This window comes from Enterococcus mundtii (genome assembly GCF_002947535.1).
Classification (GTDB): domain Bacteria; phylum Bacillota; class Bacilli; order Lactobacillales; family Enterococcaceae; genus Enterococcus_B; species Enterococcus_B mundtii_B.
The window spans coordinates 113,663-127,953 of sequence record NZ_PUAP01000002.1 but is presented as its reverse complement, the minus strand read 5'-3'; the positions used below and the strand labels follow the sequence as shown (position 1 = coordinate 127,953).

General features: G+C 39.0%; 14 protein-coding genes. 13 read left to right on the top strand and 1 reads right to left on the bottom strand.

From position 1 onward, the window contains the following. Positions 1 to 3 precede the first annotated feature (3 nt). The 5 genes from CUS89_RS00660 to fucO are packed head-to-tail and all read left to right on the top strand — an operon-like array spanning position 4 to position 6,644. A complete protein-coding gene (locus CUS89_RS00660; protein WP_219843327.1) occupies positions 4 to 1,503 on the top strand; it encodes a sugar ABC transporter ATP-binding protein in 1,500 nt (499 codons plus the stop codon). Continuing rightward, on the top strand, positions 1,504 to 2,511 hold the full coding sequence (locus CUS89_RS00655; protein WP_104870637.1) for an ABC transporter permease: 1,008 nt from the start codon (positions 1,504 to 1,506) through the stop codon (positions 2,509 to 2,511). It abuts the gene before it with no gap. 47 nt (positions 2,512 to 2,558) lie between these two features. Then, positions 2,559 to 3,650: an ABC transporter substrate-binding protein gene (locus CUS89_RS00650; RefSeq protein WP_258082358.1), complete on the top strand. Its 1,092-nt coding sequence runs from the start codon at positions 2,559 to 2,561 to the stop codon at positions 3,648 to 3,650. An 18-nt stretch (positions 3,651 to 3,668) separates the two neighbouring features. Continuing rightward, positions 3,669 to 5,453 (top strand): L-fucose isomerase, encoded by a 1,785-nt coding sequence (locus tag CUS89_RS00645; RefSeq protein ID WP_104870636.1) that lies wholly within the window; start codon positions 3,669 to 3,671, stop codon positions 5,451 to 5,453. Positions 5,454 to 5,489: 36 nt separating this feature from the next. Beyond that, positions 5,490 to 6,644 carry a lactaldehyde reductase gene (gene fucO / locus CUS89_RS00640; protein ID WP_104870635.1) on the top strand — a complete coding sequence of 385 codons (1,155 nt, stop codon included), beginning with the start codon at positions 5,490 to 5,492 and terminating at the stop codon, positions 6,642 to 6,644. 130 nt (positions 6,645 to 6,774) lie between these two features. On the opposite strand, the gene CUS89_RS16000 is transcribed toward fucO, so the two are convergent. Further along, complete coding sequence (locus CUS89_RS16000) at positions 6,775 to 6,951, bottom strand: hypothetical protein (RefSeq protein ID WP_019724362.1); 177 nt, start codon at positions 6,949 to 6,951, stop codon at positions 6,775 to 6,777. Positions 6,952 to 7,182: 231 nt separating this feature from the next. Between CUS89_RS16000 and CUS89_RS00635 the strand changes: the two genes are divergently transcribed. The 8 genes from CUS89_RS00635 to CUS89_RS00600 all read left to right on the top strand — a co-directional run bounded on the left by CUS89_RS00635 (position 7,183) and on the right by CUS89_RS00600 (position 14,006). Then, positions 7,183 to 7,809 carry a pentapeptide repeat-containing protein gene (locus CUS89_RS00635; protein WP_104870634.1) on the top strand — a complete coding sequence of 209 codons (627 nt, stop codon included), beginning with the start codon at positions 7,183 to 7,185 and terminating at the stop codon, positions 7,807 to 7,809. Positions 7,810 to 7,940: 131 nt separating this feature from the next. Continuing rightward, on the top strand, positions 7,941 to 8,300 hold the full coding sequence (locus CUS89_RS00630; RefSeq protein ID WP_104870633.1) for an MmcQ/YjbR family DNA-binding protein: 360 nt from the start codon (positions 7,941 to 7,943) through the stop codon (positions 8,298 to 8,300). Between the two features lie 228 nt (positions 8,301 to 8,528). Further along, positions 8,529 to 8,756 (top strand): hypothetical protein, encoded by a 228-nt coding sequence (locus CUS89_RS00625; RefSeq protein ID WP_104870632.1) that lies wholly within the window; start codon positions 8,529 to 8,531, stop codon positions 8,754 to 8,756. Positions 8,757 to 8,819: 63 nt separating this feature from the next. After that, positions 8,820 to 10,073, top strand: coding sequence for an efflux RND transporter periplasmic adaptor subunit (locus CUS89_RS00620; RefSeq protein WP_104870631.1), 1,254 nt, complete (start codon positions 8,820 to 8,822; stop codon positions 10,071 to 10,073). Continuing rightward, the gene (locus tag CUS89_RS00615) at positions 10,060 to 10,743 is read left to right on the top strand and encodes an ABC transporter ATP-binding protein (RefSeq protein ID WP_104870630.1); all 684 of its coding nucleotides are present in this window, start codon (positions 10,060 to 10,062) and stop codon (positions 10,741 to 10,743) included. Before CUS89_RS00620 ends, CUS89_RS00615 begins: the two co-directional genes overlap by 14 nt. 6 nt (positions 10,744 to 10,749) lie before the next feature. Further along, positions 10,750 to 11,982: an ABC transporter permease gene (locus CUS89_RS00610; protein WP_104870629.1), complete on the top strand. Its 1,233-nt coding sequence runs from the start codon at positions 10,750 to 10,752 to the stop codon at positions 11,980 to 11,982. Between the two features lie 12 nt (positions 11,983 to 11,994). Beyond that, the gene (locus tag CUS89_RS00605; RefSeq protein WP_104870628.1) at positions 11,995 to 12,651 is read left to right on the top strand and encodes a response regulator transcription factor; all 657 of its coding nucleotides are present in this window, start codon (positions 11,995 to 11,997) and stop codon (positions 12,649 to 12,651) included. Beyond that, on the top strand, positions 12,648 to 14,006 hold the full coding sequence (locus CUS89_RS00600) for a HAMP domain-containing sensor histidine kinase (RefSeq protein ID WP_104870627.1): 1,359 nt from the start codon (positions 12,648 to 12,650) through the stop codon (positions 14,004 to 14,006). Before CUS89_RS00605 ends, CUS89_RS00600 begins: the two co-directional genes overlap by 4 nt. The last annotated feature ends 285 nt before the right edge of the window (positions 14,007 to 14,291 follow it).

Here is a 14,291-nt window from a genome sequence, read left to right as displayed (position 1 = left end):
AATATGGAGACGATATTGGATATGAAAGATGTTTCCAAGAATTTTGGTCCTGTACAAGCGTTAAAGAATGCTGAACTTCAGTTGAGAAAAGGAGAAGTTCACGCATTGATGGGGGAAAATGGCGCTGGCAAATCGACACTCATGAAGATTTTAACAGGAATTCATGGGAAAGATACTGGCTCGATCGTTTACGATGGAAAAGAAGTGGCATTCAAAAGTCCAAAGGAATCAATGGATGCCGGAGTGGTCATCGTTCATCAAGAGTTGAACATGATCAATCATCTGACAGTTGCGCAAAATGTATTTATCGGTAGAGAATCAATGAGAGGTTTTTTTACGAATGATGATGAAATAAACAAACAGACGCAAGCTTTGTTCGATCGGCTGAATATGGATATCGATCCAAAAGAGAAGGTTGGAAATCTAACCGTAGGAAAAATGCAGATGGTAGAAATTGCCAAAGCAATCTCAATGAATGCGAAAATCGTTGTTTTTGATGAGCCAACAGCGGCCCTTACTGATTCAGAAATAAAAGAACTGTTTAAAATCATCGATGATTTAAAAAAACGTCAAATTGGAATCGTATACATTTCTCATCGGATGGATGAGATAAAACAAATCACTGATCGAGTAACGGTTATGCGAGATGGCGAATACATCGGGACGATCGACACCAAATCTTCTACAAAGGACGAGATCATCAATATGATGGTCGGCCGCGTCATTTATGAAGATCCCAAATCTGATTCTGAGATACCGGATGATGCCGAAACGGTACTTGAAGTTAAAAACTTGAGCATCGGAAAGCGTGTAAAAGACTTGAACTTCCAGTTGAAAAAAGGAGAAATTCTTGGTTTTTCTGGTTTGATGGGAGCCGGACGTACGGAAATGGCCAGATTGATTTTCGGAGCCGATACACGAGACAATGGAGAAATTTTTATCCATGGAGAGAAAGTTGAGATCCAAGAGCCAAAAGATGCAGTGGCACATGGTATCGGCTATCTATCAGAAGACAGAAAACAATATGGAGTGATCGTTGGTATGTCTGTGGCAGATAATATTGTCATGACCGATTTAGATAAGTATGTTCGTGGTGCATTGATCGATGATCGATCGATTGAACAAGAAAGTCAAAAATATATCAAATCTCTTCAGATCAAAACACCCTCAGGCAAACAACTGATTCGCAATCTATCTGGAGGAAACCAACAAAAAGTTGTCATTGCAAAATGGTTGGAACAAGACAGTGACATTCTGATTTTTGATGAACCAACACGAGGGATCGATGTGGGCGCGAAGAGTGATATTTATGAGTTAATGACAGAGTTAACGAAAATGGGTAAATCGATCATCATGATCTCTTCTGAATTGACAGAGATCTTGCGAATGAGCGATCGAGTCATTGTCATGTGTGAAGGTAAGAAAACAGCTGAATTGGCAATATCGGAAGCAACACAAGAAAAGATTCTATATTATGCAACATTGAGAGAGGAAGTTGTTTAGATGGAAAATCAACTAGAAAATGTACCATCTCAAAAAAATAGTTGGCTAAAATCGATCATTGGTCGTATCGGATTGCAGCAATTGATCATTTTGATCGTCTTATTTTTGATTTATGGATTCTTTGCTTTTATGAGTCCAGCTTTTCGTACGAGCAACACATTGACCAGTATATTAGACGCCTCTTATTACGTTGGATTTTTAGCTTTAGGGGTAACATTCGTCATCATCACTGGAGGAATCGATCTGTCGATTGGTACGAATATGATGTGTGCAGCGATAACAGGAGGTGTCATCTATAACCGTTTTGGCGCTCCGCTGTGGCTCGCCTTAGTAGCCATCATTGCAATGGCTACGACATTCGGTCTGTTGAATGGTCTATTGGTGGCGAAACTAAAGTTACCAGCTTTTATCGCTACTCTAGGAACGATGATGATCACCCGAGGGTTAAGTTCAATTCTTTCAAACGTCCAAACCGAAACATTCCCGTTACGGGATAGCGGGGATGGTTGGTACAAGTCGATTTTTCGGACGGGAAATAATTTCCCGACTGGTGTCATCTTATTACTCGTAATGGGCATTATTGCAGCAATCGTTTTGAATAAGACAAAAATCGGTCGATATATCTTTGCAATAGGGAGTAATAGTGAAGCAACTCGCCTATCAGGAGTGAACATTGTCCGAAGTGAAGCAACCGCGTATGTGATTGCCGGTTTCTTTGCAGGACTTGCAGCAATTGCTTATGCCGCAACATACACCACGATCATGCCAGGAGCAGGCGCGGGATTTGAGATGGATGGTATTGCGGCTGTAGTAGTCGGAGGTACTTCTTTAAGCGGAGGGGTCGGTTCGATTTTAGGAACGATGATCGGTGTATTCATCATGACTGTGTTAAAAATTGGTTTGCCTTATCTTGATTTACAACCTCATTACCAAATTTTTATCACTGGGTTTGTTGTGATAATTGCCGTTTATGTCGATATCTATCGTAACCGCAAAAAAGCAAAATAATCGATTATCTATTTTTTAGAACAAAAAAACGTTTGGAGGAAATCAAATTGAAAAAACGTATGTGGAGTTTCGTTCTAGGAGTAAGTGTCTTGTTGGGGATCGTTGGTTGTAGTAATGGGGATAGCGCATCTGGCTCTGGGAATTCAGGTGATGGCACAGTAATCGAAGTCGTTGCCAAAGGCTTTCAACATGATTTTTGGAAAGCAGTACAGTCTGGTGCCCAACAAGCTGCAGATGAACATGGTGTTCGGATGAACTTCGTTGGACCAAAGGATGAAACAGCTATCGCGGAACAGCTTGAAATGTTGAATAATTCGATCAATAAAAATCCAGGAGCCATTGCATTAGCAGCGTTAGATACCAATGCGCAATTGGATGCGATACGACAAGCACAAAGTAAAGGGATTCCAATCATTGGCTTTGACTCTGGTGTACCTGATGCTCCAGATGGGGCAGTAAAGGCAACCGCTGCCACTGACAATTATAAGGCTGGTGCGATTGCCGCAGAACATGCGTATGAAGCAATCAAAGAGCGAATTGCGGCAAATGATGTCTCTCGAATCGGCATTGTTTCTCAAGAAGTGAATTCACTTTCGATCTCACAAAGAACGGGTGGATTTATTGATAAGATGGTCGAATTGCTAGAAGAAGATAGTGGGGTTGGTCAGGGAAAAATAGCAGTCACTGGGCATGATAAATTTAGAAATGACATCCAAGAAAAGGATGCAAAAGTAGTGATCGAATTACGTGTACCCGCTGAAGTAACTGATGCTGCCGGAAAAACAGAGGCGCAAGCATTACTTGAAAAATCGGACATCATCTGTGTTTATGGCTCGAATGAATATGGCGCAAAATCAATCATCAATGCGGATGATGGGCTAGGTGGACGCATTGGTATCACAGAGGATAAAGTGATTGCCATTGGCTTTGATTCAGGAGCATTGCAACAAGATGCGATTCGAAATGAGCGGTTTTACGGATCAGTCACACAAAACCCTGTAAAAATAGGTTATGAGGCGGTGTCCTTAGCAGTGAAAGCAGCCAAAGGAGAACCAGCAAGTGATGTCGATACCGGTGTGGAATGGTACAACAAAGACAATATTGATTCTCAAGAGATCCAAGATTTACTTTATCAATAAATAGGAGGAATAGATCATATGAAGAATTATCCTAAAATCGGTATCAGACCAGTGATTGACGGACGCCAAGGAGGAGTCAGAGAATCCTTAGAAGAAAAAACAATGACCATGGCGCAAGAAGCAAAGCAATTGATTGAGAGTAGCTTGTATTATGCCGACGGAACCCCCGTACAATGTGTGATTGCAGACCGAACAATTGGTGGGCGCGGAGATGCAGGAAAAGTACGTGACCAATTCTCTAAAGAGAACATCATAGCGACATTATCTGTGACGCCAAGTTGGTGTTATGGAACGGAAACGATGGATCTGGAATCAGATACGATCAAAGCGATTTGGGGCTTCAACGGGACAGAAAGACCAGGAGCAGTCTATCTTGCTGCCGCGATGTCAGGATATGCACAAAAAGGCTACCCAGCATTTAAAATCTATGGTCATGATGTCCAGGAATTAGATGACAACACCATTCCAATTGATGTGAAACGTAAAATCCTATCGTTCGCACGTGGCGCATTTGCTGTCGGTCAAATGAAAGGGAAATCATACGTAAATATTGGCTCATCATGTATGGGGATCGCCGGTTCACAAGTGGATAGCAAATTTTTTACAGAGTATTTAGGGATGCCAATCGAATTTGTGGATATGACGGAAATACTACGTAGAATGTCACTTGAGATCTATGATCCAGAAGAATACAAAAAAGCATTGGGTTGGATAAAAGAGAATTGCCAAGAAGGAATCGATATCAACGAAGGTAAAAGCTTCCCAGACATCATCACCAAATCTAAAGTCGTACCTGCGGATCAAGATTGGGAATTTATTGCCAAACAAGCAATCATCATTCGCGATATCATGTTTGGGAATGAAAAGTTAGCAGAACTCGGCTGGGAGGAAGAAGCTCGAGGACGAGATGCCATCGCTGGCGGCTTCCAAGGACAGCGGCAATGGACAGATTGGCTACCGAATGGTGATTTTACGGAAGCAATCATGGCTTCGACTTTTGACTGGAACGGCCCACGACCAGTGACAGCTTTTGCGACTGAGAATGACACCTTGAATGCAGTTTCTATGCTATTTGGGACACTATTGACAAACAAATCACCTATTTTTTCAGATGTTCGAACCTACTGGAGCCCAGAGTCTGTGGAGAAGACAACTGGCAAAAAATTAACCGGTCACGCTAGGAATGGTATTCTTCATTTGATCAATTCAGGTGCATCTGCCTTAGATGGAACAGCAGCAGCTAAAGATGAAACCGGCCATGGAACGATGAAAGAATTCTGGAATATGACAGAAGAAGATATCACTAACTGTCTAAAAGCCACAGATTGGTGTCGAGCAAATTATGAGTATTTCCGTGGTGGCGGTTTTTCCTCCCACTTCAGAACGAATGCAGAAATGCCAGTCACCATGATCCGACTCAATATTGTAGATGGTGTCGGCCCAACACTGCAAATTGCAGAAGGATACACCTGTGTATTAGATGAAGAGATCCATCATGTTTTAGATGAACGAACAGATAAAACATGGCCGACTACTTGGTTTGCACCGATTTTAGGTTCACCAGGATTTGAAACAGTGTATGAAGTCATGAACCATTGGGGATCGAATCATTGTGCAACAGTACATGGTCATATCGGCGACGAATTGATCACACTAGCAAGTATGTTACACATTCCAGTTGCCTTGCATAATGTTTCCGAAGAACGGATTTTCAGACCACATGTCTTTAGTGGATTTGGGACAAAAGACCTCGAAAGTGCCGACTATCGTGCCTGTGAATATTTCGGTCCACGATATAAATAGAGTGAAGAAAATCGCATGAACGAAAGGATGAAACAAATGACAGTGAATCGCATGATCTTAAATGAAACCTCTTATTTTGGTAAAGGAGCTATTTCCAACATCCCTTTAGAATTTAAGAATAGAGGTTTCACAAAAGCAGTAATCGTAACTGATAAAAATCTTGTCAAGTTTGGGGTTGCAACAAAGATAACTGGATTATTGGATAATGAAGGAATCGAGTATCAAATTTATGATGGGATCATTCCAAATCCAACCATCGAAAACGTGAAGCAAGGGGTAGCATTTGTCAAAGAGACAACTGCTGACTGTATCATTGCAATCGGTGGGGGATCACCGATCGATACAGCAAAAGCAATCGGTATGATCATCACGAATCCTGAATTTTCAGATGTACTCAGTTTAGAAGGCGTTGCGAATACTAAAAATCCTTCCTTACCTATTTTTGCTGTTCCAACCACTTCTGGCACAGCAGCAGAAGTGACGATCAATTACGTGATCACAGATGAAGAAAATCACCGCAAATTCGTGTGTGTCGACCCTCATGATATTCCACTGGTTGCTTTTGTGGATAGTGACTTGATGATGAGCATGCCTAAAGAATTGGCAGCAGCAACAGGAATGGATGCGATGACTCATGCCATTGAAGGATTGATTACAAAAGGTGCTTGGGAGATGAGCGATATGCTTCACCTCAAAGCAATCGAAATCATCGGGCGCTCGTTGCGTCATTCAGTCGTCGGTGAAATAGAAGCTCGTGAAGAAATGGCTTTAGGTCAATACATTGCAGGAATGGGATTCTCTAATGTTGGGTTAGGCCTAGTCCACGGTATGGCGCATCCATTGTCCGCTTGGTACAACATACCTCATGATGTTGCCTGTGCGACATTACTACCAACGATCATGCGGTATAATAAGGAGTTTACAGCTGAAAAATATCGTGAAATAGCTAAAGCGTTGGCGATTCCAAAAGCAACTGAAATGAGCTTGTCAGAAGTACGCGATGCCGCTTGCAAGGCAGTCGCTCAATTAAGTAAGGATGTCGGAATTCCTGAAACAATTTCTGAACTAGGTGTAAAAGCTGAGGATCTGCCGAATATTGCAGAAGATGCGTTTCGAGATGTATGTACACCAGGAAATCCACGAGATACCTCAGTACCAGAAATCATTAAACTGTATAAGAGTTTGATGTAACTTCCACAATGAGAAAAGCATAAAGAATCCAGATTTTCAATACACTAATACGAACTAAAAGAATCAAGCTAAGACATTTCTGCTTAGCTTGATTCTTTCATACTTATAAAATAAACATTTCGTTGATCCATTATTTCCGTGTCTTGATCATATCAAAAACGTCATAAGCAACAAATCCCATTGCAAGCAAATAAAGCGCCCAAGTAAAGATCGAATTTGTAATGAATTGGTAGTATAGATTTAAACTGCAAAGGGTGTATAACGCCAAGCGTAGGAATGTGAATGGTTTGGAATGATAATTAGTCAAAATAAAAGCCTCCTGAAAGATACATATCCTATTTAAACAATAAAATACTAGTTAACTATAGTGTACGGTGAAAGCTATTTCATTGTCAAATTCCTGCAAGGATCAAAGCTAAATCGCTCATCAGGAGATACGAGTAAAAGCAGGTTTAATTATGAAATAAATCACGTTATCTTTTATTTATTCTGTTATGATAAGGACAGTAAAACAAACAGATAAAAAGGAGCTGAATGTATGGCAAAGAAAATTGCTTCTCCAGAGCTACCAGAACTAGTTGAAAGTCCCTTCTACCTAGAAGATGAAACAACCTTTTCAGGTATTTTTTCTGAAGGGGAAGATCAAAGTTATCTTAGTTCTCGCAATATCGTATTGAAAAATAGCCATATCAAAAAATTAGCGATGCAAAAAACTCGTTTGGAGCGGTTTGAATGTAGCGATGTCATTTTTGAGAAGTGTGATTTTTCAAATTTAGAATGGTTTGGCGCAAGTTTTCATCGTGTGCATTTCAAGCAATGCAAACTGACTGGAACCAATTTTTCTGACAGCTTTTTAAGAGACTGCGTCTTTGAAGAATGTGTGGCAAACCTGTCTTCTTTTAGCTACACGAATATGAAGTTCGTTCGATTTAGCGACAATCAATTGAAAAATACTGATTTTTTCGATAGCAATTGGAAAGATCTAGTAGTAGAAAACAATGACCTTTCAGGCTCAAATTGGGTTAATACGCCACTGAAAGGATTAGATTTTACAACGAATACATTTTCTCAAATCAACCTGTCATTGGAATTACTTCGCGGACTGATCGTCAATCAGGAACAAGCAATCATTATTTCGGCGGGGTTGGGATTGGTGATTGAGTAGATAAAACAGAACGAACAATGTTAAGAAATTAGTCAATCTGATCGAATAAATCCTAGAATCAACTTAGAGGATGGATTGAATTATTTCATGACCACTAAATTTAGTTTAATGGTAGAAAGGAGAACTGACCGATGGATTTGACAGATACACTTATCGATTTTGCTACTACCTTGGAAGGTGTCCAAATGGATCATCCTTTTGGAAAATTTCCAGATTATATCGTGTTCCGACATCAATCGACAGGTAAATGGTTTGGTTTGATCGTATCGGTTGAAAAAGACAAATTAGGTATAGAAGGCGAAGGTCAAGTTCCCCTCGTCAATGTCAAAGCAGATCCAGAAATCATCTCCATCCTGAAAAAGAGTAAAGGCTATTATCCTGCTTATCATATGAATAAACACCATTGGATAAGTGTAGCTTTGAATGGCACAGTCGTAGAAAAACAACTCTTCTATCTGCTGAAAGAGAGTTATGATTTAACAAATGGTTAATAAAAAATCAAAATAATAGTAGAATATCTCAATTTAGCCAAAACAATCCAACAATCGTTTGGATTGTTTTTTGTTTATAAAAAAGCGCTATCTTTTTGTTCAAAAAAAATTACCAAAAAAATTACACAAAAAACAGATTAGCTTTAGAAAGAGAATAGGTCTGTTATGTATGATAGTAAATATAACAAGAGAAACATAACTAAAACAAATAGAAGAGGATGGTTTTTTATGATGAAAAAAGGAACAAAGTATAAAGGTTATCTGGTATTAGTATGTTCTATCGGTCTTTTAGCAGCATGCAGTTCAGTGACCAAAGATACAAGTGAATCAGAGATGCCAAAAGTAAAAAGTGAACGAAAAATAACCGTGGATGGAAAAGAAGGAACAGAAAAAGTTTTGGATAATGGAATGATTGTTCAAGAGTTTGATGAAGAAGTGTCGGAAAAAGAAGAGTAACCATTGGATAGAAGGTGATAAGAGCACTTTTTTAATGACTGATCTGAATGAAGGAGTAGGTGTATGAAGCAAAAAAAAAGAAAAAAATTTAATCGAAAGTGGTATTTTCCAGTAGCAGTCATCACCGTTTTACTAGTGGTTGGTGCGATCAATATAGTTGCTTCTAGTGGGAAAACAAAAGAAGAAAATTCAGAAACAAATATTGAAGCCCGGTCTGTTAAATCCCTCATCGATGAAGTAAAAGCAGGGAACTTGATCTTAGCAGGAAAAGTCATGCCAAACAATAGCAACAAAATCAAAATTGATCCAGAACGAGGAACAGTGAAAGATATTCTGGTAAATGAAGGAGATGTCGTAGAAAAAGGGCAACCTTTGTTTACATACCAAACGGATCAACAGAGAAAAGTTGTGGAAGCTGAAATGGACGTAGAAATCAAAGTTAGAGCGGTAGAACAAGCACGAGTGACTGCAAATCAAAAATGGACGGCACATAACCAAAAAGTAGCAGAGCTTGGAAAAGCAAGACAGGATTATGCGAAGGAAAAATCCGAAGAGTTACAAAGTACGATCAAAGCATTAGAAGGAGAAATCACTGGTCTACATGCAGAAGCTATTGCTGGCGACAATGAAGTGAAGAATGCCGAAACAGAATTAAGAAGGGCACAGTTACTTCAGGAAAACGAAAAAGAACGACTGAATGAAGACACAGTGACAGCTGATCACTCAGGAAGAATCAAATCGTTGAATCGTGACTTAGTCAATCAATCAAAAGAACGTCAAAAAGAAGATAATTTTATGGAGATCCTTGATGATTCCAACTTGTATGTGGATGGTCAAGTCACTGAATTTGATCGTGAAAAAGTCGCTGTCGATCAACGAGTAGAAATCATGGATCGTAAAGACCCAGAGAAAACTTGGCAAGGAAATATTGTACAGGTGGCAAACTTAACTGGTGATGAAAAACAAGAGGATCAAAAAGAAGAGAATCCTAATTTATCTAAGTTTCCTTATAAAGTTAAGATCGATCCAAAAGAAGAGATGCCACTGATTGGTTCTAATGTGTATGTCAATGTTTTACCGAAAGATTTTGTGTCAGGAAAAGTGATCATCAACCAAAGATACCTCATGGAAAAAGATGGAAAATATTATGTATGGAAAGTAGAAAATGATCGGATCAAAGAGCATGAAGTAAAGGTCAATCCTATGGATGATGAACTCGCAGAAATAGTCGAAGGATTGACTGTTGAAGATCAGCTTGCTCTGCCTCAAACAGGGATGGTCGAGGGAATGGAGGTTGGTGCAAGTGTTGACGCTTAACAACATTCAGAAGTCATATTGGCAAGGCGGGAAAGAACTAAAAGTCCTTAAAGATATCTCTTTGCAAATCAATGAAGGAGAATTGGTCGCAATCATGGGGCCATCGGGGTCAGGAAAGTCGACGTTGATGAATATCATTGGTTGTCTGGACACGGCTACATCAGGGGATTATATCGTTGAAGGAACGGATGTCAAAACGTTAGCGGACAATTCATTAGCTGATTTTCGTAATGCAAAAATCGGCTTTGTTTTCCAGAATTTCAATCTCATGCCAAAATTAACCGTTTCGCAAAATGTGGAAATGCCATTAACGTATAAAAAAGTCAATAAAAAAGAGCGGCGTAAGCGTTCCTTGGATATGCTGCAATTAGTAGGGTTAGAGGATCGAAGTGAATTCAAACCGATGGAATTATCAGGAGGACAAAAGCAACGTGTCGCAATTGCGAGAGCTTTAGTGACTAACCCTAGTTTTGTTTTAGGTGATGAGCCGACAGGGGCACTTGATACAAAAACCAGTAGTCAAATCATGGATCTCTTTAAGGAATTCCACCAAGCAGGAAAAACGATTATTCTAATTACCCATGAGCCAGAAATCGCAGCGTTATGTCAGCGAACGATCACTTTACGAGATGGTCAAATAATCAGCGACGAACAAAATGAAGTGAGGTGATCGAGAATGGAAGAAATCAGATTTGCCTTACAATCGATTTTTGCTCATAAGATGCGTTCGGTATTGACTATGCTAGGTGTCATCATTGGGATTGCTGCCATTATTTCGATTTTCAGTATCATCGGCGGAAACACCGAAAAAATGAAACGAGAGATGATTGGTGGTAACAATAATACAATGAATATCCAATATGACAGAAAAAGTGCTTTCCAACAGAACCTTATGTCTGGTGGAATCCTGTCTGACAAGGAAGAAAAAAAATCCTTATATTTTCCATTTTTAGGCGAAGAGGTACTAAAGCAAATCAATGAAATACCAGAAGTCTTAGCAAGTGGTTTGTCTTACCAAAAAGATGGAAAAATCTACAGGAAAGCAAAAGGAGCCGACGCCAAAGTTTCTGCTGTCACTTCATCTGTTGAGGATTTGGAGCAATTAAATTTCATCAAAGGGGAAGGATTTGCTTCTCAAGCTTTCAAAGAGCAACAACAAGCAATTTTTCTGGAAGATTCCTTGTATGACGAATTATTTCCAAATGAAGAAGGAATCGGACAGTTTGTCGAAGTGAATGGAGTGCCATTCAAAGTTCAAGGTGTATTTCAGTTAGATCCCAATAGTAGTAATCTATTTAGCTTTGAGAAAAGAGCTTATGTTCCTTTGCAGCAAGCGCATAAACTATCTGATGAGTTGGATATTGTACCGCTTGTCACGATCCAAACAAATAATACCGATCAATTACAAGGCGCTGCAGAAAAAGCTGCAGAGATTCTCAATCAACAGGTCCCACCATCCGATTATGAGTATGGGGTGATGAATCTGAAAGAATTTGCCAGAGAATTGGAACGAATGAACCAGTCAAGTTTTATTCTTTTGTCTGGTATAGCAAGTATCTCATTATTAGTGGGTGGAATCGGTGTGATGAATATCATGTTGGTCTCTGTCACGGAAAGGACGAAAGAAATCGGAATAAAGAAAGCACTCGGCGCAAGAAGAAAAGTAATTTTAAAACAATTTTTAGTAGAAGCGGTCGTCCTGACTTTGATTGGTGGGGTACTAGGTGTGCTTATTGGTTTGCTAAGTGGCTATGCGATTACGCAATCACTGGATTATCCTTATATCGTGTCAATGATTTCCATTGTCGGTAGCTTAGTGTTTTGTTCCCTGATGGGCGTGATATTTGGTCTATTACCAGCGATGAAAGCATCGAAATTAAACCCTATCGAGGCATTACGCTTTGAATAAGGAGAGAGCTATATGGAAAGAATTTTAGTTGTTGAAGATGAATATATGATCAATCAGATCGTGACGGAATTTTTAAAAGAACGCAAGTATGAAGTTTATTCAGTAAGGAGTGGCGAACAGGCGTTGGAAGCTTTTGCTGAGCAAACATTTGATTTGATCCTATTAGACATTATGTTGCCTGGAATAAGGGGGACAGATGTTTTAAAGAAAATTCGGGAAACGTCGGATGTGCCGATCATCATGCTGACTGCCTTGGATGATGAATATACGCAGTTGCTCAGTTTTTCCCATTTGATCAGTGACTATGTCGTCAAACCTTTTTCCCCACTTATTTTGATCAAACGGATCGAAAATGTGTTTCGGATGAATCAAGGAAATCCCCACATCACTATTGGGGAGTACGCGATTGATCTCGATGGTGGTCTTGTAAAATACCAAGAGGAAGAAATCCATTTAACAAGAAAAGAGTATGATATTTTAGTGATTTTAATAAGAAACAAAGGAAAAATCATCACGCGAGAACAATTAGTGTATCAAGTTTGGTCGTATGAATATCATTTGGAAAATCGAATATTAGATAATCATATAAAAAATATCCGAAAGAAAATGCCACTTTTATCAATAAAAACGATCAAAAATAGAGGCTACCAGCTTGAGGACACCCCATGAGTATCATGCTGAAAAATTTTCTGTTTTCTGGGATCATCATTTTTCTAGTTTCGATTCTTTCGTTGATCGTTTTATATTTTACGATGCCTGTCTACTATGAACGAATGAAGCTGAACGAAATAAACAAGGAGTTCAATCAAGTAGCAGAAAGTATCGAAAATAAAGATTTAGCTACAATGCAAAAAGTTGTTGATCAATACTGGCTTGGAAGAGAACAAAGTCTTGATATCATGCTGATGAATAAGGATGGTCTAGTCATTGGCCCCTTCATTGATGTGAATCTTGACTATTCAGTGACAAGTTTTTTGTCTGATGAAATGAGCCTTTTTCAAGAAGTCACTGACAAAGAAGGAAACGCTTATTATTTAATTGGTATGTATTCGATGCAGCCAGTCGCAGAAGCTAGCCAAGTGTTACTTCATTTATATCCATTCATCATCATCATCTCACTGATCATTGGGGGAGTCGGCGCTTACTACTATAGTATTTATTCGACAAAAAAAATCAAAGAGATATCCAAAGTAACAGAAAAAATGATCGAATTAGATGCGGATATTCGTTGTGATGTCAAAGGTACGGACGAAATCTCACTTTTAGCGCAAGATATCAACCAATTGTATGTGTCTTTGATTCAAACGATTGATGTTTTAGAGCGTGAAGTAGCCAAAACGAAAGAACTAGAACAAGCAAAGTCAGAGTTTATGCAAATCGCTTCTCATGAATTGAAAACACCTGTTGCTTCATTGATGGGGCTGATTGATGGCATGATCTATAATGTTGGAAAATTTAAAGACAGAGAGCGATATTTAGAAGTTTGTAAAAATATTTTGCAAGAACAAACAGAAATGATCAATAATATCCTCTTTGCCTCAAGAAACAATTTGCCTTCAGATGATGTGGTCTATGAAGAAGTCTCAATCAAAGAAATGATCGAACATAAATTGACTTCTTTCCGAATACTTGCTGAAGCAGAACAGAAAAAACTAGTCGTCAATCTAAAAGGAGAGAAAATCATCGGTAATAAAAATGATATGGATAAAATTTTAGATAATCTACTAAGTAATGCTTTTAAATATACGAAGCATGAGGGAGAAATCAGTCTGTTTTTTGATGGGAAACAATTAGTGATTGAAAATGAAGTGAATCAGATACTTACGGAGGAGGAATTAAGTAAGATTTTCCAACCTTTTTATCGACCGGATTTTAGCAGAAGTCGAGACACTGGAGGTTCTGGTTTAGGATTGTTTATCGTACAACAGCTTTTTGAAAAATATGGCTGGGAGTATTCATTCAAGCCATCAACTGGTTCTAGAATGTGTTTTTCGGTCACTTTTGTTGAGAAAAAACGAAAGTAATAGAGTAATCAACACGTTTGGTAACACAAGTAGGGAAAACTAAGTCAGACTGCACAACTGCTATTTGCCAGGGACTTTATTTTTATATTTATACACACTCAATTGGAATTTACCAAACCAAACCACACCATACCAGGACAAAGTAAAGAACAGAACGATCAGAGAAGTCACACGTTAATACACTCTTGTAGAAAATTTAGTCCCTGGTGAGTAGCAGTTGTGCAATCGGGATGTGATATATTGAAAGAAGTCAGGACTACGTTCGCGCAGTCCTGACTTCTTTTT